This window comes from Clostridioides sp. ES-S-0048-02 (genome assembly GCF_020658495.1).
GTDB lineage: Bacteria > Bacillota > Clostridia > Peptostreptococcales > Peptostreptococcaceae > Clostridioides.
This window is the reverse complement of the sequence record NZ_JACVWH010000016.1, coordinates 34,455-57,421: the sequence shown is the minus strand read 5'-3', so window position 1 is coordinate 57,421 and position 22,967 is coordinate 34,455. Positions and strand designations below refer to the sequence as shown.

Genomic DNA, 22,967 nt, shown 5'->3' with positions numbered 1-22,967 from the left:
TAGACATCGAATATATAAATTCAATGTCTATTTCTATACTTAAAAATTATATTTTAATTTTATTTTTTGTATCTCCACACTCTATATCTACAACTACAGATACATTGAAGTACTGTTTGACCTTTTTATTCTTAAAATTTTCTATATTTCTTTCAAACACCATATGTCTGTTAAAGTGTTTAAAATACAGGATTTCAAGCCTTACTTTCGACATAGCAACACTACAGTCTCTACATGAGGTGTATTTGGGAACATATCCATACACTTGACCAATTTAATCTCATAACCATAACTCTTAAAATCAACCAAATCAACAACCAAAGACTTAGGATTACAAGAAATATAAACAATCTCCTCCGCACCAAATCCACAAATATCTCTAATAGCATCCTTATGAATCCCTGGTCTAGGAGGGTCAACAATAATTAAATCAGGCTTATCCTTTAAATCTTTAACAACCTTAGCAACATCTCCAGCAATAAACTCACAATTAGTAAGTCCATTTAACTTGGCATTCTCATTAGCCGCAGCAACAGCTTCCTCAACTATTTCAATACCATACACCTTCTTAGCTGCACCAGCCATAACCTGTCCAATAGAGCCAGTCCCACTATATAAATCAAATACAACCTTATCATTGTAATTTCCAATAAAATCTCTGGCAATACTATAAAGAACCTCTGCTCCTTTAGTATTGGTTTGGAAAAATGAAAATGGAGAAATCTTAAATTTAAGCCCTAAAATTTTCTCTTGTATATAATCTCTTCCATATAAAACTCTTAACTCATCACATTGAACAGCATCTGCTAGACCATCATTAATAGTGTGAAGTACACCTACCAACTCAGCTTTTAAATTAAGTTCTAAAAGCATGTCCTTAAATTCATTCATATTAAAATCTTCCTGAGAAGAAGTAACTATATTAACCATAATCTCATTAGTATAAATCCCTTTTCTAACTACAAGATGTCTTAAATATCCCTTGTGATTCATTGTTCTATAATAAGGAAGATTTTTTTCATTGAAAAATTCTACACTAGATACTAATACTTTTGAGAAGTCTTCATCAACTAACATACATTCTTCAACAGTTTGTATATCTATATGCTTTCCTTTTTTATGAAGTCCTAATGTTAAAGGTCCATTTTTTACTTCATCTCCAAAAGTATATTCCATTTTATTTCTATAGTACTTGTTTTCAGGACTTCCTTCTATTCCCAAAAACTGAAACCCAAATAAGTCTTGCTTTAAAAATAAATCCATAACTTGTTTTTCTTTTATTTCTAATTGCTTTTCATATGGCACTGATAGTAATGTACATCCTCCACATTCTCTAAAGTGCTTACAAGGTGTTTCGGTTTCAAGAGGTGAATATTCAAGTAACTCCATCATCTTAACTTCTGCTTTTTTGCTTCTAACTTTTTTAACAGCAGCTTTTACCTTTTGACCACTTATTCCACCCTTCATATGGATAACTCTATCTCCAACTTGGCTTAAGGATGTGCCTCCAAACTCCATTTTATCTACTTCAAATTCTATAATATCCTTTTTCTTCACAAATTCTCCTCCAATTTACTATAGTATCTTTATTATCTTTCTTCAATCAATTTTACTTCTTCATCTGTTAACTCTCTATATTCGCCTAACTCTAAACTTTCATCCAACTTTAAATTACCCATAGACAATCTTTTTAAGTATACTACTTTTTTATCTACGCTTTCAAACATTCTTTTAACTTGGTGAAATTTACCTTCATGTATTGTAAGTTCTATCTCTGATTCCTCATCACTCTTTAATATTTTTAACTGAGATGCCATAGTTTTGTACCCATCATCAAGTACTACTCCTTCTGCAAAAGCTTCTACATCTTTTTCAGTCACTATCCCATCAATTTTTGCATAATAAGTCTTAGGCACATGCTTCTTAGGCGATAAAACTCTGTGAGAAAGCTTCCCATCATTAGTTAAAACTAACAATCCCTCTGTGTCTTTGTCTAATCTTCCAACAGGAAATGGCTCAAATGCTAAGTATGATACATCAATCAAATCTAAAACTGTTGGGTCGTATTTATCTGTAGTTGCTGATATATATCCATCTGGTTTATTCATCATTAAATATATATATTCTCTATAGAAAACTTCTTCTCCATTGAATAATATTTCATCGTTTTCAGTATCCACTTGAGTCCCTGGGTTTGAAACTTCACTTCCATTTACTACTACAGAACCTTGCTTACAATATTTCTTTATCTCACTTCTACTTCCATAACCTAAGTTTGAAAGAATTTTATCTATACGTTGCTTCTTAGCCATTAAAAATGTTCTCCATTCTCATAATATTTTTCTTTTTCAAATAATGTAAATGCTAAATCCATACTTTCAACATCTAAATTATTTCTTATACTATCAGTTATTATTCTTGCTACTGTATCTTGTACTTCTTGTCCTCTATCAAACCATGCTATCTCAACAAAAGGATACACTTCTGCTATTTTACCATCTCTTATTGCAACTGATTTTATACATTCTATCTCAAAGTAATCTCTTGGACATTTTACAGCTTCAACTAAAGCATCTATCATTTTTTCACTTATTTTACATATATCATTTTCATGAATTCCTCTTATCTTTATCTGTGGCATATTGACTCCTTTATTTAACCCTTCTTTATTTTAATTCTTCCTAAATTGTTTCTATTCTTTATTATTCTGCCTAATCCTATTATCTTCTATTTAACATTATACTTGTAATTTATAGTTATTACAATTTACTATGTACTTTTTTTGATTTAACGTTATAATATAAGTGATGGGTAAATTTTAAAAGTTAATAGGAGGAGTTTAAAATGGCATTAATTAATACAAAAGAAATGTTTAAAAAAGCTTACGAAGGTGGATTTGCTATAGGTGCATTTAACATAAGTGACTTAGAACAATTACAAGGTGTTTTAAAAGCTGCTAAAGCTAAAAATTCTTATGTTATGATACAAGCTTCTATGTCAGCTGTTAAATATGCTGGACCTCATACTTTAGTTGAGATGGTTAAAGCTGCTTCTGATGAAATAGGTGTAGATGTAGCTCTTCACTTAGATCATGGTCCAAATATGGATGCTATTAAAACTTGTATTGATGCTGGTTTCTCTTCAGTTATGATAGATGGATCTCATTTTGACTTTGAAGAAAATGTTAAAATAACTAAAGAAGCTGTTGAATATGCACACTCTAAAGGTGTTGTTGTTGAAGCAGAACTTGGTGTTTTAGCTGGAACAGAAGATGATGTTACTTCTGATGTTCATAAATATACTCAACCTGCTGAAGCAGTTGAATTTGTTGAAAGAACAGGAGTTGATTCATTAGCAATAGCTATAGGAACTTCTCATGGTGCTTTCAAATTCAAAGGAGAAGCTAAATTAAGATTCGATATACTAGAAGAAATCCAAAGCAAATTACCAGGTTTCCCAATAGTTCTTCATGGTGCATCTGCTGTTGACCAAAACGCTGTTGCTACATGTAATGAATTTGGTGGAAATATAGCTGGAGCTAAAGGCGTACCTGTAGACATGTTAAGAAAAGCATCTTCTATGGCTGTTTGTAAAATAAACATGGATACTGACTTAAGACTAGCTATGACTGCTGCTGTTAGAAAATTCTTAGCTGAAAATCCAAAAGAATTTGACCCAAGAAAATACATTGGTGCTGGTAGAGATGCTATACAAGCTGTAGTTGAAAGTAAAATAGATGATGTTTTAGGTTCTGCTAACTCTATAAACTAATATAACTTTTAAATATTTATAAAAGAAAAGAGATGACTTAGAGTAATTAAATTTATTTCTAAGCCATCTCTTTTAAGTTGAATATATCTTTTATATAAACAAAGATATATTATTTTTCTACTGTATCATTAATTATAGTACCATCTTTAAGCCCTTTATCTATTTCGTCTGTACTTAATTTAGTAGTAGCACTATCAGATATTTTTTCATTCTCTGCAGTAATTTCATACTTGTCAGTACCCTCTTTTTTATTATCTTCTTTCACAGTATCATTAATTATGGTACCATCTTTAAGTCCTTTAGTTATTTCTTTTATACTCATTTTTCCGTTATTAGGAGTATCTGCAAATGATTTATTTGTAAGTAATCCAAAGCCACCTAAACCAATCAGTCCTGTTAATCCTAAAGCTATAAATTGTTTTTTCATAACTATTATCTCCTTTTTGTTATTTTCTAAATAATACCATAAGAATGTTTACTGAGTGTTTATGTTCTAATAGAAAATAATTTTAAAAACACTTTTAGCAATAGAACTCTCTGCTATGATTTATATGATTATAAATGTGTTATACAGTCTGGTAGATGCTTACTTTTTTAGAGGACTGGAACAAGTCAGATGAGTGCAACATCTATAGCATTTTTACAAAAAAATATTACTGGAATCAAAACTTCCAGCAATATTTAATAATAAAAAATATATTTACACAAATCTATGTACATTTTCCTAATAAATTCCTAATAAAGTATCTTTCATCAATTCTAATTACTTACTACACTAATAACTACACACGAATATATCCGCTTTTTATCTTTCTATGTATTGTAGAAGGATATATGCCTATCACTTCGGCTGCCTTTGTTATTGAACCATATTTATTTATAGCCTTACTTATCATTATTTGGTCTACCATTTTATATGCATCATTCAGATTCATAATTCCATTTACCACTATTGGTGATAAATCATCTGATTCGTTATCAATCATATCCAGATTTATAAGCATATTAAATTCATCTTCTCCAATTACGTTTTTGGCTGATAATACTACAAATCTTTCAATAATATTTTTTAACTCTCTTATATTTCCTGGCCAAGAGTATTCTTCCAATAATTCAATAACCTTAGGTGAAACTTCTACTTCTCTATTGTACTTATCATTATAAAGTTTTAGGAAGTAGTCCACTAATGGAACTATATCTTCTTTTCTCTCTCTAAGTGGTGGTATCTTTACTGGAATAACACTCAATCTATAGTATAAATCTTGTCTAAATTTAAGGTTGTTTCTAAGGTCCTCATGAGAAATATTAGTGGCACTTATATATCTAACATCTATCTTTATAGGTTTACTCCCACCAATTCTAGTAATTGTGTTTTCTTGTATAACTCTAAGTAATTTTTTTTGCATTTGCATTGGCAATTCACCTATTTCATCCAAGAATATAGTTCCACCATTTGCTTCTTCAAAAAGTCCTTTTTTACCCTTTTTCTTAGCTCCAGTAAAAGAACCTTCTTCATATCCAAAAAACTCTGATTCCAATAATTCATTTGGTATAGCCCCACAGTTTATAGCTATAAAAGGCTTTTCCCTTCTTGAACTATACTTATATATTGTCCTAGCTATAATTTCTTTTCCTACGCCTGATTCTCCATTTATAAATATAGAAGAATCTGATGCTGCAGCTCTTTTGACAACTTTTTTTATATTGTCCATAGTCTTACTTTGGCTTATATACTCTGTATCTTCTGATACATCACTATATCTTATCTGAGATTCAAGTTTAATAACCCTTGATATATCTCTTCCTGTAAGTACTCCTCCTGTAAGTTTTCCTTTTGAGTCCCATATTGGAACGGCTGTATAAGCTATAAGCTTTCCATCAGGATAAACAATATTTCTATAAATCTTTTTCTTTACCTTAAGCATATTTAATATTATTGGTTCTTCAACTAACCCCTGTCTGACAAGATCTGTTATATTTCTACCAAGTACTTCAGTTCTTTTAAAAGGTAAAATCTCATCACTGACAGTATTCATCTTTTCAATTACCCCATCTTTGTTAAATACAACGACAACTTCATCTATATGTTCTATTATATCCTCAACTATTTTGTCAGATATTACAGACTTCTCAAATAAATAAACTATGTTATTTTCATTATCATTATCTTTCATATTATAAATATGTGCAGTCATTCTTAATTCTCTAAAAGCTATTTTCTTTTTATTATTCACCAGTATATCTTTTTTGTCAAAATTTGAATCTAATTCATTTATATTTTTAGGTCTTTTTATATCGAGAAAGCTAAAAATATTATCTATTAGATGATTACAGTATATTATTTCGCCTGACTCTTTGCATAAAATAACTGGATTTTCTACATGTTCTATAAGCCCTATCAAATTATTATCCATCAATATTCGCACCTTTCATTAAGTAATTTATTGAACTACATACAAAATTTATTGTTTGCTTACAATAAATACTATTAGCACATACAACCAACTCCTTATTTGTCTTTTTTTAATATCTTGCTTCATTAAAATACAACTTACAGATAATTTTAATGGTCATAGTTTGTTAAAAATTTCATTTTGCTTTTAATTGTATTTTATCACATATTCGGTAATTATTTGTCTGTTTAACACAATTTAATTAAAATTAGTGCTTATTTTTGAAAATAAAGATAATCCTTATAGAATATGACTCACATTTTGTAAGTAATATACATATAAGGATTATCTAGATATCTTGTATTATAAAATTTTATTCAAACAGACTTTTTAATAACTGACAAATACAATTTAGTAATAACCATATTATGTAATAATATTTATGTTACTAACTAATAAGGCTTATTTCATCAGTAATATTTAGGTACTTGTTACCTATTAAGCTTTTATAGCTTCTAATAAATCATCAACGCTATCTAATTTATCTATAAGCATTGGAACTATTTCATGTAAGTCACCAACTACTCCATAATCAGCAATTTCTAATATTGGAGCTGCTGGGTTTTTGTTTATAGCAATTATGAAATCTGATGATTGCATACCTGCTAAATGTTGTATTGCTCCTGATATACCACAAGCTATGTATAGGTTTGGTTTAACAGTAGTTCCTGTTTGACCTACTTGGTGAGAATGGTCTATCCATCCAGCATCTACAGCTGCACGAGAAGAACCAACTACTCCACCTAATTTGTCAGCTAATTGTTTAAGCATTTCAAATCCTTCAGGTCCACCTAATCCTAGACCACCTGATACTATAACATTTGCATCTGTAAGAGATACTAAATCTTTTTTACTCTTAACTGTTTCTAAAACAGTAGTTCTTATATCATCTTGAGTTATTTTGTAATCTAATGCTATAACTTCACCAGTTCTTGTTTCGTCTTTTTCAGCTTTATCCATAACTCCAGGTCTAACTGTAGACATTTGAGGTCTATGGTTTGGACAAATGATTGTAGCCATTATGTTTCCACCAAATGCTGGACGAGTTTGTTTTATTTTCTTATCTTCTGGGTCTATTTCTAGTTTAGTACAGTCTGCTGTTAATCCAGTTCCTACTCTTGAAGCTATTCTAGGTGCTAAGTCTCTACCTATATGAGTTGCTCCAAAAAGCATTATTTCTGGTTTTATTTCATCTATTGCATCTTTTATTACTTTTGTATATGCATCAGTTGTATATTTTTCTAAAAGAGCATCGTCTGCAACATAAACTTTATCAGCTCCATAAGAAATTAATTCTTTAGCTAATCCATCAACATCTTTTCCTAATAATACTGCACAAAGTTCTGCATCTACTTCTTTAGCTAATTTTCTTCCTTCTCCTAATAATTCGATAACTACTGGAGTTATTTTTCCATCTCTTTGCTCTGCAAATATCCATACGTTTTTATAAGAACTTAAATCTTTTATATCATTCATAGTTTGTACTCCTCCAACTTATATAATGTGCTTTTGTTTTAGACCTATTATTATTTTGTTAGCTATTTCGTCAGCTTTACCTTCTAAGATTTCTCCTTTTCCTCTTGGCTCAGGAGTAAATGATCTAAATACTTTAGTTGGTGATGCTTTTAAGCCAACTTCTTCTTTATTTACGTCTAAATCATCAATTGTCCAAACTTTTACATCATGTTTATATGCTTTAACTATTTTATCAACAGACATATATCTAGGTGCATTTAATTCTTTTACTGCTGTTAAAAGTACAGGTGTACTTACTTTAATTAATTCATATCCATCTTCTAATTGTCTTTGAACTATTATGTCTTTTCCTTCTATTTTGAAGTCTTGTACATATGTAACTTGAGGAATGTTTAATTTTTCTGCAATTTGTGGTCCAACTTGTGCAGTATCTCCATCTATTGCTTGTCTTCCTGCAAATATTATATCATAGTCACCTATTTTAGATATTCCTGCTGCGATAGTATTTGATGTAGCCCAAGTATCAGCTCCTCCAAATGCTCTATCACTTAATAATATTGCATCATCAGCCCCCATAGCTAAACACTCTCTTAGCATAAAATCTGCTTGAGGAGGTCCCATTGTTATAACTGTTATAGTTACATCATCATGCTCATCTTTAATTTTTAATGCTTCTTCTAATGCATTTGCATCATCTGGGTTTAATATACTTGGAACTCCATCTCTTATAAGAGTACCTGTTTCTTTATTTATTCTTACTTCGTTAGTATCTGGAACTTGTTTTACGCAAACTAATATTTTCAAAGTCTATACCTCCAATTTCATTAGATTATTTATTATTTTAATACGTTTGATGAAATTACCATTTTTTGAACTTCTGATGTTCCTTCGTATATTGATACGATTCTAGCATCTCTGTACATTCTTTCGATTTCATAATCTTTTATGAATCCATATCCACCGTGAAGTTGTAATGCTTTATAAGCAACTTCATTTGCAACTTCTGCTGCATAGTATTTAGCCATTGCAGATTCTTGAGCAACTCTCATTCCTGCATCTCTCTTTTGTGCTGCATCATAAACTAATCCTCTAGCTGCACAAACTTTTGTTTCCATATCAGCTATAGTAAATTGAGTATTTTGGAATTTAGCTATAGGCTTACCAAATTGAACTCTTTGTTTTGTATATTTGACAGCTTCATCTAAAGCACCTTGAGCAATTCCTAGAGCTAAGGCAGCAACACCTATTCTACCTACTTCTAAAGTACCCATTGCTATTTTAAATCCATTACCTTCTTTTCCTATAAGGTTTTCTTTTGGAACTTTAACATTTTCAAATATTAAGTCAGAAGTTTCAGTTCCTCTTATACCCATCTTATCTTCATGAGCTCCTGTTGAGAAACCATCCCATTTGCTTTCTACTATAAATGCTGATGTTCCTCTAAGACCTTTAGATCTATCTGTAACTGCTATTACTATAGCTATATCGCAGAATGGTCCATTAGTTATGAAAGTTTTTCTACCATTTAATATGTAGTGGTCTCCTACTAATTCTGCTGTAGTTTGTTGTCCACCAGCATCAGAACCAGCTCCTGGCTCAGTTAAACCAAATGCTCCTATTAACTCACCTGTTGCTAAACCTCTTAAGTATTTTTGTTTTTGCTCTTCAGTACCATTGTAAAGTATTGGTAATGTAGCAAGAGAAGAACCAGCTGTAACGAAAGTAGCTGTTGAAGCACATCTTCTAGCTATTTCTTCCATTATGATAGCGTAAGAAACATATCCTGCTCCCCCACCACCATATTCTTCTGGGATATTACTGCTTATAAATTTTGTTTCAGCTAATTTTTTGATTAATTCCTTAGGCATTACACCTGTTTTATCCATTTCTGCTGGTAAAGTATCTAATTCTTTACTAACAAAATCTCTTACTGCTTTTCTTAAAAGTTCTTGCTCTTTGTTATATAACATAGCTTCCTCCAATTTTCATATTTTATAGTAAATTTATTTTAATGAACTTAAGCTAAACTCATCATCTCAGCAAATGTTTGAATACGAGTTCTTGCCTGTTCATTATTCTGAGTTTGTTGGTCGATTTCAACATATAAAGTAGGTATTCCACTATCTTCTATATCTTTCTTAACTAAAGGATAATCGTATTCTTCTGGGTCACAGAATTTCATCATACAGAAGATAACACCATCTACATCTTTCTTTTTAACTTCATCTACTATAAGTGACCCACGTTTTTTCTTAGGGTCATAAGCTAATGAACAACCTTCTATGTTTGACCATTGTCTTGCTAATCTTTCTAATGCATCATCACCTGCAGGCACATCTGTTCTGAATTGTCTTGTTTCTTGAGCTAAATCATCAGCTACTACTGCTATATTATTGTCTTCTAAAATATCTAATATGTCTTTAGAATCTGCTAATATACCTGTCAATAAAACTTTCTTTCCAGAACAGACTTCTTCTGGCATTGTGTTTAATTTTGCTATTAAATCTTTTACTAATTTAGTGTGTTCTTCTTTTCTCATAAAGAATCCACTTTTAATTACTAAGCTTCTTATTGATGGTTTTATAGTATTAGAATGTTTATAAGCTACTTCAACAAAGTCTCTCATAGTTTTTCTATGTTCATTGTAAATTTCTATACTTTCATGAATTTTTGCTTCTTCTATTTCATAACCACATATTTCTTCAAGTTCTCTTTTTACACCTTTGTATTCACTGATTAGGTATTTTACACCAGCTTCAAGTTTTCTGTTTTGTGGGTGTACTAATGATATATATTTTATGTGAGGTACTGCTGATTTCCAGTTTTGTCCTAAACAAATTAATGTGTCACACATACCTGGTATGATAACTCCAGATAATTCATCATATGCACCTTTTAATCCATACTCTAGACATGATTGCATTATTGAACATGCAAATGCAGGGAAATATTGTTTAGCTAAATCTAATTCTGTTTGTCCTCCCCATATACCAACTGGAAGCATTCCAGCTGCATGTATAATTTCTTCTGGGCAATAAACTGGGAAACAACCTATAGCTTTTTTACCAGTTGCATTTTTATATTCTTTTACAGCCTTATTTGGATTTTCAACTACTTCTTTCATTTTAGATAAAATAGCTTCCATTATATCTCACCTCTATTAAGTTTTTTTCTTTCTTCCATTACTTCAACTAAACCTTGAATTCTTGTTTCAAATTGAGCATTAGTAAAGGCTCTAGGGTCAGCTTGGTCACCATCAAATCCAGCATATGGTAATCCAGTTTCTTCAGCTGCTCTTCTTTGCATTTCATATTGTATTAAACTCATAAGTTTACAGCTTCTGTTCATATGATAGAATGCTCCATCACATTTACCCTCTACTAAAGAATCAACTCTATATTTTGTCATACGGTCTAAGTTTACATTGTTAAACATAGTACTGTATGCTACTGCCATTCCATCTAAATCATTAACTTCATATTGTAATGCCCAAGCATGTGGATAAACACTACCTGTCATATTAACTCCAAATTTAGCTAATGTTTTCATTTTATATCCAATATATGGCCAGCAAGGTATACCTTCCATCATTATTCTGTACTTTTCTTCTCCTCTGAAAGAAGATTTTCCAGTTTTCATATTATCTTCTAACTCTTCTATAAGTAATTTAAATGCTTCTGTAGTTTCTTTTTTACCTCTAGCACAAACTATTACAGCCATATAAGTAAATAAATCAAATCCATTCATTGGTGAAGGAGAAGAATCTGCTGGTAAACTCATAGAATATTTCCATAGTCTTCCGTTCTCAGCTGATACTTTCATTACTTCTTCAAATTTCTTAGGGTCAAATTTCTTTCCTGATATAATTTCTAACTGTTTTATAGCCTCTTCAAATTGAGCTTTTATATAGTCTATTCTAGATTGAGTTACTTCATCTTCATTATTGAAAGTTGTATCAATCATTATTAAAGGTATATCTAATTCTCTTGAAATATTTTCATACCATTTTATAACTTGATTACATATATTATTACAGCAAAGTAGGAAATCTGGAGCTGGCATATCTAAAGCTTCACATCCACCATTTTCTAAAAGACCAAAGTTTGTTCTTGCATATGCACATAGGTCGATAGAATATCCTTTAGATTCAGCCATTTCACATAATTCTAAAGAACCTTTTTTAGCCGCTACCCCAGCTGCTTGATTTTCTGGATATAATACATTTAAGTCAAATACTTCTGCTAACTCTTGAGGAAATACTGATGTTGACCAACCTACAGGTCTTCCTTCTTCTTTAGCTTTAAATGCATTTGCATATTGTTCAGCTAATAAATCGTTTATTACTACTCTAGCTTCTTTTTTTTCAGACATTGTCATCCCTCTTTTTATATATTTTTCACTTCTTTTTGTGATTCTTTTGCTTCATCAAAAGCATATAATGCTGCTCCTAAAGCACCAGTTAATTGAGGTATATCAGGTACAATAATTTCTGTATTGATTTCTCTTGCCATAGCTCTTACAATTCCACTATTTCTGGCAACTCCACCAACCATTACTACGTTTCTTTGTACTCCTATTCTTTTTGCTAGGCTAGAAACTCTCTTTGCTACTGAAGTGTGAATACCTGCTACTATATCTTCAATTTTTGCATTTTCTGATAAGTGTGATATAACTTCAGATTCTGCAAACACTGTGCATGTACTACTTATTGATACTTCATTTTGAGAATTCATAGATATACTTCCGAGTTCAGATACATCAACCTCTATTATTTTTGCCATTACATCTAAAAATCTTCCTGTACCTGCAGCACATTTGTCATTCATAAGAAAGTTTAGTAATCTTCCATTCTTATCTAGCTTTAGTACTTTAGCATCTTGACCACCTATATCAATAATGGTTCTTGTTTCTGGAATTATGAAGTTTACTCCTCTAGCATGACAACTTAACTCACTTATCTGTTTGTCAGCATCAGAATATTTCATTCTCCCATATCCTGTAACTACTATTTTTTCAATGTCTTCTCTTCCAAGACCTGACTCACTGTATAATTTTTCCAAAACTCTTGATGGTCCAGTAGTCCCAGTACCAGAAGATATCGTAGCTGAAGCCACAATATCCTCTCCATCTTTTAAAATTACTCCCTTTGATGCAGTTGAACCTATATCTAATCCCATTGTATACATCTTTAGTATTCTCCTTTCCCAAAATCTAGAAATACTAATTAGTATCTTACAACTTTATCTTCTTTTAAGTTATTTATTTTTGATTCGTCATATCCTAAAGTTTTTAATACTTCTATAGTATGTTCCCCTACTTTTGGTGCTGGTGTATAATCTTTTATTCCTTCATTTCTAAACATAACTGGAGTATTAACTAAAACACCTGTATTTCCACTATCATATGTCTTCTTAAATAAGAAGTCATTTGCCCAAGCTTGTTCATCATCTAGTAAATCTTCACAGCTTTGGATTTTTTCAAATGGTAAGTCTGCTTCTTCTAATAAAACTGACCACTCATCTAATGTTTTTTCTAACATAGCTTCTCCAACTATCTTAACTAAATCTTCAATGTGATTAACCATTGAATCTATGTTGTTGTATCTATCATCTTCTAATATATATTCTCTATTTATAACCTTACAGAATTTGCCTAACCATTTATTGTATTGTATTAAAGCTAATTGAATCCATCTTCCATCTTTACATTTATATGTAGTCATTAATGGGCTGTTTGGATTTTCTCTTGATAAAGGCATTTCATTTCCATATTGTGCTGTTGTTATCATTGTTCCCATTCCATATATAGCTGTATGGAAAAGACTTACTGTTACTCTTTCACCTACACCAGTTTTTCCTTTTTTATGTAATGCTGCTAAACTTCCTGCTGCTAATGCTAAACCTGCATAGTGGTCACCAAATCCTGCTGCTGTATTTGCTGGAGATGTCCCTTTTTCCATTACAGATTGGCTAACTCCTCCTCTTGCAAAGTATGCAGTATAGTCAAATCCTGGTTTATCTTTTAAAGGTCCTTTTTCACCATATCCTAATATTTGAGCAAATATTAGTCCTGGATACTTATCTTTTATTTGGTCATAAGCTATACCCATTTTTTCTAATGCTTGAACTCTAACATTAGTTACAAATATGTCTGCTTCTGATATTAATTTATGTAATATTTCTATTCCTTCTTTTGATTTTATATTAATACTTACACCCTTCTTATTTCCATTTTCTAATTCAAACATAGGGTTTTCATCATCTGATGCTGGAGATTTAAATGTTCCACCCATAACTCTTATTCCATCACCTTCTATAGGCTCAACTTTAATAACATCTGCACCCCAGTCACCTAACATTTTTGCACAACATGGTGCTGCGATGAAACTTGAAAGTTCTACTACCTTAACTCCTTCTAAAAGCATAACGTTTTCCTCCTTAATAGTATCAATTATAAAAATTCAATTAAATCACATATAAAGTACTTTTTTCTGATATTAACTATTTGATGTCAAAGTTCCTAATCTTATTGAGATAACTTATAAAATTATTAAAAGTTATAAATGATTATTTTTTATATTTTTTATTGTCTTACACCTATATTGTTAAGCATTTATCGTGCCAACTTTATATTTAAGCAAAATATCGCTTGATTTGAATGTTTTTTAACAATATACAAATGCATTATTAATTTCATATCGTGGCATCATGCAACTCTCCATAGCATTTTGCCATTTTTTTTATGCCTTTAAAAGTTTTTTTTATATATTTTTTTATGAAAAAGCTTGACTTTTCAAAAAAAATTTTCATTGCTAAACTCAAAAACACATGCTATCATTGTAATTAATCAATTGATTAGTTAACTAATTTAAAACTTAGATAATTTTTTAATAATATTTAATCTAAAAAATAACAATTTCTTTGATAAATGTTTAGAGCAATTATTATCTTAAATAAAAAATAACTAAATATCAAAATAACACAGGGAAAACAATTTCAAAACTAAATTTTTAACCTTAAAAATTTTGTATAAAAATATAACCTTATATTGCTACATATTATTTCTAAATGAAAAATTACCATATAATTTAATAATTACAGGAGGGTATTGATATGAAAATACTAGTATTTGGAGCACGCGATTATGAAGAACCAGTAATAAAACAATGGTCTGAAGAACATAAGGATGTTCAAGTGGATATTTATCCTGAAAACATGACTGAAGAAAATGTAGTAAAAGCTAAAGGATATGATGGTATATCTATACAACAAACTAACTATATAGATAACCCTTATATTTATGAAACTTTAAAAGATGCTGGGGTTAAGGTTATAGCTTCAAGAACTGCAGGGATGGACATGATACATTTTGGTTTAGTTAATGAAAATGGACTTATTGTTACAAATGTTCCTTCTTATTCACCTAATGCAATAGCTGAATTAGCTGTTACTCAAGCTATGAACCTTTTAAGAAAGACTCCTTTAGTAAAGAAAAAAGTCTGTGAAGGTGACTATCGTTGGATAGCTGAACTTCTTGGAACAGAAGTTAGATCTATCACAGTTGGTGTTATAGGTACAGGAAAAATAGGTGCTACTTCTGCCAAATTATTCAAAGGCTTAGGAGCTAATGTAATTGCATTTGACCAATATCCAAATAAAGATTTAAATGATATATTAACTTATAAAGATTCTTTAGAAGACCTTCTTAAAGAAGCTGACCTTATAACATTACATACTCCTTTACTTGAAGGAACAAAACATATGATAAATAAAGATACTTTAGCTATAATGAAGGATGGCGCTTACATAGTAAATACTGGTCGTGGTGGTTTAATTAAGACAGGGGACTTAATAGAAGCACTAGAAGCTGGAAAAATAAGAGCTGCTGCCCTTGATACATTTGAAACTGAAGGATTATTCTTAAATAAAAAAATGAACCCAGGTGAATTAACTGACCCAGAAATCAACAAACTTCTTTCTATGGAGCAAGTTATATTTACTCATCACCTTGGATTCTTCACTAGTACAGCGATAGAAAATATAGTTTATTCTAGTTTAAGTAGTGCTGTAGATGTTATAAGCACAGGAACTGCTGCTAATAGAGTAAATTAGTATTTTATAAATATATTTTTTCATTAATTAGCTATTATCTAACAAAATAGCCTTTAATTTCCCAAATATAAGAGAGTCTATTCAATATACATTGAGTATGACTCTCTTATATTATTTTTCTTATTTTATATTATTTGTATACACCTACTATTTGTTATATTTTATATCAAATTTACAACAACCTTTCTAATTATCCTATTAAATTATCCTAATTACAATCTACTTTTCCATCAAAAGACTTTGAATGGGTACAATTCACTTTTTACCAGAAAAATACCAAACAAACTATGAAAATTGTATGATTAATATTAATATATTTATAAGAAAACATTACAAGAATACTAGTTTGGGATTTTTGAGGAGGGATTATATTGGAAAAAATGAATAAAGCTACTTCTAAAAAGACGACCTGTATCGTCACTTCAGCGCTATTTGCGTCTATAATATGTTTGACAATAGCTTATATATTACATATTCCAGTTGGTGGAAACAATGGATATGTTCATATAGGAGATGCCTTTATTTATCTAGCTGCAACTATTTTACCAACAAACTATGCTATAGCAGCCTCTGCAATAGGCGCTGGTCTAGCTGATTTATCTACAGGAGCTGCAATATGGGTAATACCAACTATAATTATAAAGCCAATACTCGTATTATTTTTCACTTCTAAAAGTGACAAGATAATAAATAAACGAAATATAATTGCTTCATTTGTAGCAGGCATAGTAGGTCTAGTTTTATATATGTTTGCTGAGGGAATAATTATTGGAAGCTTTACAAGTGCTTTTGTAATGAGTTTACTTGGTTTGTTACAGCCAATAGGAAGCTTTATTGTGTTTGTACTTCTAGGGATAGCACTTGATAAACTTGATTTTAAAAGACGTTATTTTAACTAAAAACTTAAATTTATGGAGGGAAAATTATGAATATCTTATATACAATTGAAAACAGTATCTATGTAAATATAACTAATACATGTCCATGTAGCTGTGTGTTTTGCATAAGAAATGAAAAAGATGAAGTAGCAAATAGTGGTAGCTTATGGTTAGAACACGAACCAAGTATTAATGAAGTAAAAGAAGCCTTTGGCAAATATAATTTAGATGAATATGATGAAATTGTATTTTGTGGATATGGTGAACCACTAATGAGAATAAATGAATTAATAGAAGTTGCTAAATTTGTAAAAGGGAAAAGTAATATCAAAACAAGAATAAATACAAATGGTCTAAGTGATTTAATACACAATAAAAAAACTGCTATTATGTTAAAAGATGTGATAGATGCAGTATCAATAAGTCTTAATGCTCCAAATAAAGAAGCTTATAATAGAGTTACTCAACCAAAGTTTGGAGAAAAATCATTTGACTACATGTTAGATTTTGCAAAAGATTGCAAAGAATATATAAAAGAAGTTGCCTTTTCAGTAGTAGATGAAATATCTCCAGAGGAAATAGAAGAATCTAAACAGTTAGCAAAAGAACTTGATATACCACTTAGAGTTAGACATAAAAACTAACAATTATAAATTAGTATTTAAAACCTTAATACAAAGTTGACATATGAAAATAGTTAACTATAGGTGGGTCTTTAAAATAACATAATAAAATATTATCTATTTAGTTAATGTTTTATTACTTTTAATACCTTTCTTGATAACAGAATCATTCTTTGCTATAACCCACATGTAAGTCAGAAGAAATATGACTATGTCTAACAAGGCCAGAAAACTTTTTAAGAAAATACATAAAAAATAGAAAAAATATAAAGTAGTGAATTAGAGAAAAAACTTGATAATATTTCCTTTCCCTATGATGGTATGGAAATTATAGTCTGAAGCATTGAATAATAAGCACAATGAAAAGTCAGAAAATATTAATATATAGTTTGTCTAAAGTCTGAGCTGGTGCAAATTCTCTGCACCAGCTACAACATGTTTTACCCCATCACATTTCTGTTTATCTAGCCCTTTATAGACTTCCATCATCTCTCTGATTTATCAATTAAAGCAATAACAACCATCCACCAATTAATATAAGAATTGAACCTGGTATTTTCTCCTTGATATTTTCTTTAAATATAAAGTGAGCAAGTATTAAGGTTATTATCATAGAAACTTGAGAAAATGGTTCTGCTATACTGAGTTCTAAATTATTTAAAGCAATTAATAATGCTAGATAAGAATATCCATTAATAGCACCACTTAAAATTGAAAGTCCCTTCTTATTACTAAATATTTCATAGATTACTCTTTGTTTCTTTTTAAATGCTAAAAAGACAAATAGATTTAATCCAACAAAAAAGTAAAGTATCGTTGAATATAGTATAGGAGATACTTGAACATAAAATGCCTTATCTAATACCCTTCCTACTGATTGAAAAAATATGTACAAAAACATCAATCTACATGGTAGATTATTTAGAATGGCAGATGCATTTTTTAATAAAGAACTTACATTTTTTAATATAAATACTCCACCTATCATAATTATAATTCCTGCAACTTTTGCTAAACTAAAACTTTCGCCTAAAAATACAACTGATAAAAGCAATAGAAATAGTGAGTTTAAACTGTTTATTGGAGTTACAAGTGAAACTTCACCAGTTGCTAGAGATGTTACATATGCTACTGACCCAATCGAATAAACTAAGCTACTTATATAGCATGGTATTAAAAAGGACCAATCTCCAACCTTACTCATTATACTAAATGGTAGTAAACATACTCCACCTATAAAGAAAAATAAAAATGATGAAGCTATATTTTTATAAATATCGCCTTCTTCATCACCTAATAATCTTACAACTACTCTTTCAAAGGCTAACAGCACTACTCTAATTAATAGTGCAAAATAAGATATTATCATTTTTGACCTCACTTAAAAATTAATCTGAATTACTGAATATACTTACTAAATCTCATTATTATAAATCAAATCTACCATATAGGCAAATCTTTTGGGTTTTTCAATATCTTATGTTTAAACACAGGTACCTTAAGCTTTTCCCCTAACTTACGACATTGTTCTTTATAAGTCCCCTTTAATTTATCATGAAAAACTATACCATCAATTCCACCATCAATACTGTCTACACACTTTTCTAATTTTTCAAATCCATCTTCATTATCATACATTCCACTTACAATCCATTGATTTGGTAATACATGCCCAATTGATATATTGTATTCTCCATTTTTTATAATGTCTGAAAAAGAATTTTCAAAGTGAACTCCTCCTACACACAGTAAAGTTTTGATAGGCTCATCACTATCAAATACTCTAATTAGAGACTTCGATAATACTTGTATTGCTGTCTTATTATTAAAACTATTACTATTACTTCCTATCTCAATATCTAACATAGGTACAGAATATTCTGTAATTAATTTAGCTACTTCACCATATGTAGTTCCAGACCAGTGAGTTGCTTCTGTTAATGTAGTGAATTCATCAAGGGAGTTTTCATTTTTTATATCTTCAATTGCACTAATTAAGTTTCTAAAATATTTTGGATTTGAATTTCCAAACTCGCCTGTTGGTACATCTCCAATAGTATGAGCTGTTAGAATATTTTCTGGAGCATTCTCTCCTTCATGCCAATTCACAACTCCTGCAAAATCAAAATCTTTGAAATACTTATTTAAAATTGGCAGATAATATTTATAATCATGACTTATTACATTTTCCGTTTTTACAAACTGGAATAAGTTATTGTTTTCATCTATAAATTCTAATACAAAGTTATCATCAACAATAATATCAGTCTGCTTTAAATCCATTACTTCCTCACAACAGTTAATTACATTTTTAGCCACTGGGTCTTTATCTAAATTATTACAAAAGAAGAAAACTGCTTTTTTGTTATTCATCTATAAATCACACTCCTATTATTTAAATATTATATACTCTCATACTTAAAATCATCTAAATATTACTATATACTCCATTCAATTATTATACATAATATACTACCATACTTATTTTAGCTACACCTCTACCTGAGTTTCTATATACATGTGATACATCAGCTTTAAATCTTATAGAATTACCACTAGATACAATATAATCCTCTCCATTTATTTTAATAGTTATTTCACCACTAAAAACTGTAATAAACTCTTGAGTTCCTGGAAGTTCCGCATTTGAATCCAACGTTCCACCCTCTTCTATCTCAATCATAAATATTTCAAATCTTCTCTTGGAATCAAATGGAAATATCGGATAACTTACATATTTTCCATCATCTTCAATAAAATGGTCTACATCCTTTTTATCAACCAATTCTATCTCACTTTCTTGTCTTTCCATCAATGATGTAAATGATATTTTTAATCCATTCGTTATTTTCTTGATAGTAGATATAGTTGGATTCACTTCACATTTTTCAATTTGAGACAACATACTCTTACTTACTCCACTAAGTTGAGAAATTTTATCTAAGCTAAGATGTTTTTCTTTCCTTATCTTTTTTAAGTTTTCAGCAATTATTTCATTTAAATTCTGCATAAATTCACCTCGACTATACTTATACAATCATAAGCATATTTAATTATTTTATCTAAAGACAGTAACTTATTTTAAAACATTCTAGACAATATACTGTACATTATGTTTAATATACAATACTTTTTTAAGAATGTAAATACTATTCTAAAGTTTTCTTTAAAAATAAGCAAATAAAAAAGCTAGAAGTCTATGTTTTTACAAGACTACTAGCTTTTGCTATCATAAAATTGTATTTTAACTATAAAACTTAGATGCTCCTATCAGTTGTCTTTTGGAAACAATCTTAGCTAGATTAGCTAATGAAGATATTTTTATATCCTTAAAAGAAACTAAAAATACAAACTTAAAATCAGTGAATTCTTGATTTATATTATATATATCAAAATAGCATCTCAAATTATCAAATAGGTAATTTTCTTGCAAATCTGCTTCTATTTCATCAGTAGCATCTTTTAAATATGCTCTTACATCTTCAAATAAGACATTGAAATAAGACTCATCTATTTCCTCACCCAATTCTTCTAATATTTCTTCTATATCTAAATCATCCATATCAAAAGAATTTCCTGTCAATTGACAATCAAACACCAATATATTCTCCTGATTTATAGTATTTGATATATCTTGTACATATTCAAAGTCTGGACGTAATTCTAAAATGTCTTTTATCTCACTACTCTTTACATGAATTTTTCCTTTTCTGTTTTCTAGTTTTAAATCTATCATATGCTCCCCCTTTCAAATTATAAGTCTTTTAATTACTTTCTTCTATAATCTTTTTAATATCTATCCAGTTATTAACTCTAATTATGTTTTGATGTTCAATATCTTTATTATAGTTAGTATCTAAAAGTATTACTTTAACACCTGCATCAGCCAATTGGACTGAGTTTAAAGGGTTATCTTCTATAAATATATCACAACTCAGTTCTCTTGCCTTTTCAACTTTATAATCACTTCCTAATAAGTAAACATCTATATCTAAAATGCCTTGTCTAATTAACCAGTTTTTAGTTACATCAGTTAAACACTCATGTCTAGCTGTTACAAAAGATAAATTATGCCCCTTAGATAATTCCTCTATTACTTCAATAGCTCCTTCTACAATTTCTGCTTCATCATATGAATGTACATACTTATCATTAAATTCTGCATATACATCCCTTATTCCTGAACCATATAATTCTTCCCAATTGTGAGTTATACACTCTGACTCTGTAATGTTTTTATTGAATATATCATTTAGGTATGGAAGAAAATGATAAGGGCTAGTTATTGTTCCATCTATATCAATACATATATTTAATTTGTTCATTTTTACCTCCATGTAACATTTATTGATTTTATTAATCAAATATTATAGCACAGCTTTAATTATAAATCAAAATCATATATATGACTATACCTATATAATACCAAAAAGCTTGCATATTTAAGCAAGCTTTTTGTAAATTTTACATTTTCAACTAATATATAAGTTTTTCTAAAGTTGGTTCTACTCCAAATTGTGTTTTTAGTTCTCTATATTCATTTAATGCTTTTTCATTATTTGTTTTAGTTTTTATTGCTCTTATCATTAAATTTTTTGGTGTATCTAATGGGGATATGTATTCTACCACAGAAGTATCGTATCCATTTCCTTCTAGCAATAACGTTCTTAAACCATCAGTTATTAAGTCTGCAAATCTAGCTTTAAATACTCCATGTTTTAATATTGGTTCCATAGCTTCATATTTATATTGTCCTAATAACTCCTTATGACAGCATGGTACTACTACTATAGCTTCTGATTTTGCTCTAATTCCTAATCCTATAGCCATATCTGTTGCTGTATCACAAGCATGTAAGCTTATTACAAGGTCAACATCTCTATTAGGTGTATAATTAGTTAAATCCTCTTTTATAAATGACATATTTTTATAGCCTAAGTTTTTAGCCATCTTCTTTGACGCTTCTATAACTACATCTGAATAATCTATTCCTATAAAATAACAGTTTTTCTTTAATACTTCTTTTATATAGAAATTTAGTACAAAACTTAGATATGATTTACCACAAGCACAATCTAATATTGTTATACAGTCTTTGTCTTTTATTTCTTTTAAAATATTGTCTATAAGCTCCACAAAGTGGTCTATTTGATTATACTTTCTTATTTTATCATTTTTTATTTTACCATCTTTTGTAAGTACTCCAATTTCTTTTAAAAGTGCATTTGCTTGTCCTACTTTTACATAGTACTCTCTGTTTTTTATTTGAGATGCTGTAAATTCATCTATTTTCGGTACTTCTTCTTTATTATCTAGATACTTTACATTTACTTTTTTATTGTCTCCTTCTATTACGACAATAGTACCTCTTTCAATATATCTAAATACTAGCCCATCATAATTTTCCGCTTCTTTAGATATATTTTTTAACAATTCACTAAATGTATGTAACTCTGACTTGCCTTTAAAATTAAATTTGTACTTACCTTCTTCTTCTATTGCAATTCCTTTAAATTCTTTTCTTCCTGATTTAAAAACTACTTCTAATTCAATAAAAAAATCTTCATTTTCAAGGTTTCTCTGAGTAATCCCCATAAAAAACATATTTAGTTTTCCTATACTCTGCTTATTCATACTAATCTCCCTTTTAACTTA

At 29.6% G+C, this 22,967-nt stretch carries 23 protein-coding genes; 4 read left to right on the top strand and 19 right to left on the bottom strand.

Annotated features, from left to right (window positions below; genetic code table 11):
• Positions 1–46 precede the first annotated feature (46 nt).
• From IC173_RS16320 to IC173_RS16305, 4 genes are read right to left on the bottom strand one after another with little or no spacing between them, the layout of a single operon-like run.
• Positions 47–214 (bottom strand): hypothetical protein, encoded by a 168-nt coding sequence (locus tag IC173_RS16320; protein WP_227855864.1) that lies wholly within the window; start codon positions 212–214, stop codon positions 47–49.
• On the bottom strand, positions 202–1,557 hold the full coding sequence (gene rlmD / locus IC173_RS16315; RefSeq protein WP_227855863.1) for a 23S rRNA (uracil(1939)-C(5))-methyltransferase RlmD: 1,356 nt from the start codon (positions 1,555–1,557) through the stop codon (positions 202–204). The genes IC173_RS16320 and rlmD overlap by 13 nt, the downstream gene beginning before the upstream one ends.
• Before the next feature lie 32 nt (positions 1,558–1,589).
• Positions 1,590–2,312 carry a pseudouridine synthase gene (locus tag IC173_RS16310; RefSeq protein WP_227435435.1) on the bottom strand — a complete coding sequence of 241 codons (723 nt, stop codon included), beginning with the start codon at positions 2,310–2,312 and terminating at the stop codon, positions 1,590–1,592.
• On the bottom strand, positions 2,312–2,641 hold the full coding sequence (locus tag IC173_RS16305; protein ID WP_227435437.1) for a DUF1904 domain-containing protein: 330 nt from the start codon (positions 2,639–2,641) through the stop codon (positions 2,312–2,314). Before IC173_RS16305 ends, IC173_RS16310 begins: the two co-directional genes overlap by 1 nt.
• Before the next feature lie 203 nt (positions 2,642–2,844).
• Between IC173_RS16305 and fba the strand changes: the two genes are divergently transcribed.
• A complete protein-coding gene (gene fba, locus IC173_RS16300) occupies positions 2,845–3,771 on the top strand; it encodes a class II fructose-1,6-bisphosphate aldolase (RefSeq protein WP_227483382.1) in 927 nt (308 codons plus the stop codon).
• Positions 3,772–3,880: 109 nt separating this feature from the next.
• Here the strand turns inward: fba and IC173_RS16295 are convergent, their stop codons facing one another.
• The 9 genes from IC173_RS16295 to hadA all read right to left on the bottom strand — a co-directional run bounded on the left by IC173_RS16295 (position 3,881) and on the right by hadA (position 14,124).
• Entirely contained in the window at positions 3,881–4,198 is a 318-nt protein-coding gene (locus IC173_RS16295) for a hypothetical protein (protein ID WP_227855862.1), read from the bottom strand.
• A gap of 355 nt (positions 4,199–4,553) precedes the next feature.
• Positions 4,554–6,185 (bottom strand): sigma 54-interacting transcriptional regulator, encoded by a 1,632-nt coding sequence (locus IC173_RS16290; protein ID WP_227855861.1) that lies wholly within the window; start codon positions 6,183–6,185, stop codon positions 4,554–4,556.
• A 477-nt stretch (positions 6,186–6,662) separates the two neighbouring features.
• Entirely contained in the window at positions 6,663–7,700 is a 1,038-nt protein-coding gene (locus tag IC173_RS16285) for an electron transfer flavoprotein subunit alpha/FixB family protein (protein ID WP_227435443.1), read from the bottom strand.
• An 18-nt stretch (positions 7,701–7,718) separates the two neighbouring features.
• Positions 7,719–8,504 (bottom strand): electron transfer flavoprotein subunit beta, encoded by a 786-nt coding sequence (gene etfB, locus IC173_RS16280; RefSeq protein WP_227435445.1) that lies wholly within the window; start codon positions 8,502–8,504, stop codon positions 7,719–7,721.
• A 32-nt stretch (positions 8,505–8,536) separates the two neighbouring features.
• Positions 8,537–9,670, bottom strand: coding sequence for a putative isocaproyl-CoA dehydrogenase AcdB (acdB, locus tag IC173_RS16275; protein ID WP_227435447.1), 1,134 nt, complete (start codon positions 9,668–9,670; stop codon positions 8,537–8,539).
• A gap of 47 nt (positions 9,671–9,717) precedes the next feature.
• Positions 9,718–10,845, bottom strand: a complete 1,128-nt coding sequence (hadC, locus tag IC173_RS16270; protein ID WP_227435455.1) for a (R)-2-hydroxyisocaproyl-CoA dehydratase subunit beta — start codon at positions 10,843–10,845, stop codon at positions 9,718–9,720.
• Positions 10,845–12,071 (bottom strand): (R)-2-hydroxyisocaproyl-CoA dehydratase subunit HadB, encoded by a 1,227-nt coding sequence (gene hadB / locus IC173_RS16265; RefSeq protein ID WP_169468259.1) that lies wholly within the window; start codon positions 12,069–12,071, stop codon positions 10,845–10,847. The genes hadC and hadB overlap by 1 nt, the downstream gene beginning before the upstream one ends.
• Positions 12,072–12,085: 14 nt before the next feature.
• Positions 12,086–12,886: a 2-hydroxyisocaproyl-CoA dehydratase activator HadI gene (gene hadI / locus IC173_RS16260; protein WP_227435457.1), complete on the bottom strand. Its 801-nt coding sequence runs from the start codon at positions 12,884–12,886 to the stop codon at positions 12,086–12,088.
• A gap of 38 nt (positions 12,887–12,924) precedes the next feature.
• Positions 12,925–14,124: an isocaprenoyl-CoA:2-hydroxyisocaproate CoA-transferase HadA gene (hadA, locus tag IC173_RS16255; protein WP_227435459.1), complete on the bottom strand. Its 1,200-nt coding sequence runs from the start codon at positions 14,122–14,124 to the stop codon at positions 12,925–12,927.
• Positions 14,125–14,812: 688 nt separating this feature from the next.
• On the opposite strand from hadA, the gene IC173_RS16250 reads away from it, so the two are divergent.
• From IC173_RS16250 to IC173_RS16240, 3 genes are all read left to right on the top strand, one after another.
• Positions 14,813–15,811, top strand: a complete 999-nt coding sequence (locus IC173_RS16250) for a D-2-hydroxyacid dehydrogenase (protein ID WP_227435461.1) — start codon at positions 14,813–14,815, stop codon at positions 15,809–15,811.
• 371 nt (positions 15,812–16,182) lie between these two features.
• A complete protein-coding gene (locus tag IC173_RS16245; RefSeq protein ID WP_227435465.1) occupies positions 16,183–16,710 on the top strand; it encodes a TIGR04002 family protein in 528 nt (175 codons plus the stop codon).
• A gap of 26 nt (positions 16,711–16,736) precedes the next feature.
• On the top strand, positions 16,737–17,333 hold the full coding sequence (locus IC173_RS16240) for a TIGR04100 family radical SAM protein (RefSeq protein ID WP_227825099.1): 597 nt from the start codon (positions 16,737–16,739) through the stop codon (positions 17,331–17,333).
• A 484-nt stretch (positions 17,334–17,817) separates the two neighbouring features.
• On the opposite strand, the gene IC173_RS16235 is transcribed toward IC173_RS16240, so the two are convergent.
• The 6 genes from IC173_RS16235 to IC173_RS16210 form a co-directional block, all read right to left on the bottom strand.
• Positions 17,818–18,681 (bottom strand): EamA family transporter, encoded by an 864-nt coding sequence (locus tag IC173_RS16235; protein WP_227435468.1) that lies wholly within the window; start codon positions 18,679–18,681, stop codon positions 17,818–17,820.
• 71 nt (positions 18,682–18,752) lie between these two features.
• The gene (locus IC173_RS16230; protein ID WP_227836348.1) at positions 18,753–19,685 is read right to left on the bottom strand and encodes a D-aminoacyl-tRNA deacylase; all 933 of its coding nucleotides are present in this window, start codon (positions 19,683–19,685) and stop codon (positions 18,753–18,755) included.
• 85 nt (positions 19,686–19,770) lie between these two features.
• A complete protein-coding gene (locus tag IC173_RS16225) occupies positions 19,771–20,322 on the bottom strand; it encodes a helix-turn-helix domain-containing protein (RefSeq protein ID WP_227435472.1) in 552 nt (183 codons plus the stop codon).
• A 234-nt stretch (positions 20,323–20,556) separates the two neighbouring features.
• On the bottom strand, positions 20,557–21,048 hold the full coding sequence (locus IC173_RS16220) for a hypothetical protein (protein WP_054272357.1): 492 nt from the start codon (positions 21,046–21,048) through the stop codon (positions 20,557–20,559).
• Positions 21,049–21,076: 28 nt separating this feature from the next.
• Positions 21,077–21,637, bottom strand: coding sequence for a 5' nucleotidase, NT5C type (locus tag IC173_RS16215; protein ID WP_227435474.1), 561 nt, complete (start codon positions 21,635–21,637; stop codon positions 21,077–21,079).
• A gap of 151 nt (positions 21,638–21,788) precedes the next feature.
• The gene (locus IC173_RS16210; RefSeq protein ID WP_227435477.1) at positions 21,789–22,946 is read right to left on the bottom strand and encodes a class I SAM-dependent methyltransferase; all 1,158 of its coding nucleotides are present in this window, start codon (positions 22,944–22,946) and stop codon (positions 21,789–21,791) included.
• Between the last annotated feature and the right edge of the window lie 21 nt (positions 22,947–22,967).

Bases quoted from the DNA above. Each gene is read 5' to 3' on its own strand.
- IC173_RS16320 (WP_227855864.1), bottom strand. From the start codon at position 214: ATGTCGAAAGTAAGGCTTGAAATCCTGTATTTTAAACACTTTAACAGA.
- IC173_RS16310 (WP_227435435.1), bottom strand. From the start codon at position 2,312: ATGGCTAAGAAGCAACGTATAGATAAAATTCTTTCAAACTTAGGTTAT.
- IC173_RS16305 (WP_227435437.1), bottom strand. From the start codon at position 2,641: ATGCCACAGATAAAGATAAGAGGAATTCATGAAAATGATATATGTAAA.
- fba (WP_227483382.1), top strand. From the start codon at position 2,845: ATGGCATTAATTAATACAAAAGAAATGTTTAAAAAAGCTTACGAAGGT.
- IC173_RS16295 (WP_227855862.1), bottom strand. From the start codon at position 4,198: ATGAAAAAACAATTTATAGCTTTAGGATTAACAGGACTGATTGGTTTA.
- IC173_RS16290 (WP_227855861.1), bottom strand. From the start codon at position 6,185: ATGGATAATAATTTGATAGGGCTTATAGAACATGTAGAAAATCCAGTT.
- IC173_RS16285 (WP_227435443.1), bottom strand. From the start codon at position 7,700: ATGAATGATATAAAAGATTTAAGTTCTTATAAAAACGTATGGATATTT.
- acdB (WP_227435447.1), bottom strand. From the start codon at position 9,670: ATGTTATATAACAAAGAGCAAGAACTTTTAAGAAAAGCAGTAAGAGAT.
- hadC (WP_227435455.1), bottom strand. From the start codon at position 10,845: ATGGAAGCTATTTTATCTAAAATGAAAGAAGTAGTTGAAAATCCAAAT.
- hadB (WP_169468259.1), bottom strand. From the start codon at position 12,071: ATGTCTGAAAAAAAAGAAGCTAGAGTAGTAATAAACGATTTATTAGCT.
- hadI (WP_227435457.1), bottom strand. From the start codon at position 12,886: ATGTATACAATGGGATTAGATATAGGTTCAACTGCATCAAAGGGAGTA.
- hadA (WP_227435459.1), bottom strand. From the start codon at position 14,124: ATGCTTTTAGAAGGAGTTAAGGTAGTAGAACTTTCAAGTTTCATCGCA.
- IC173_RS16250 (WP_227435461.1), top strand. From the start codon at position 14,813: ATGAAAATACTAGTATTTGGAGCACGCGATTATGAAGAACCAGTAATA.
- IC173_RS16240 (WP_227825099.1), top strand. From the start codon at position 16,737: ATGAATATCTTATATACAATTGAAAACAGTATCTATGTAAATATAACT.
- IC173_RS16235 (WP_227435468.1), bottom strand. From the start codon at position 18,681: ATGATAATATCTTATTTTGCACTATTAATTAGAGTAGTGCTGTTAGCC.
- IC173_RS16230 (WP_227836348.1), bottom strand. From the start codon at position 19,685: ATGAATAACAAAAAAGCAGTTTTCTTCTTTTGTAATAATTTAGATAAA.
- IC173_RS16225 (WP_227435472.1), bottom strand. From the start codon at position 20,322: ATGCAGAATTTAAATGAAATAATTGCTGAAAACTTAAAAAAGATAAGG.
- IC173_RS16220 (WP_054272357.1), bottom strand. From the start codon at position 21,048: ATGATAGATTTAAAACTAGAAAACAGAAAAGGAAAAATTCATGTAAAG.
- IC173_RS16215 (WP_227435474.1), bottom strand. From the start codon at position 21,637: ATGAACAAATTAAATATATGTATTGATATAGATGGAACAATAACTAGC.
- IC173_RS16210 (WP_227435477.1), bottom strand. From the start codon at position 22,946: ATGAATAAGCAGAGTATAGGAAAACTAAATATGTTTTTTATGGGGATT.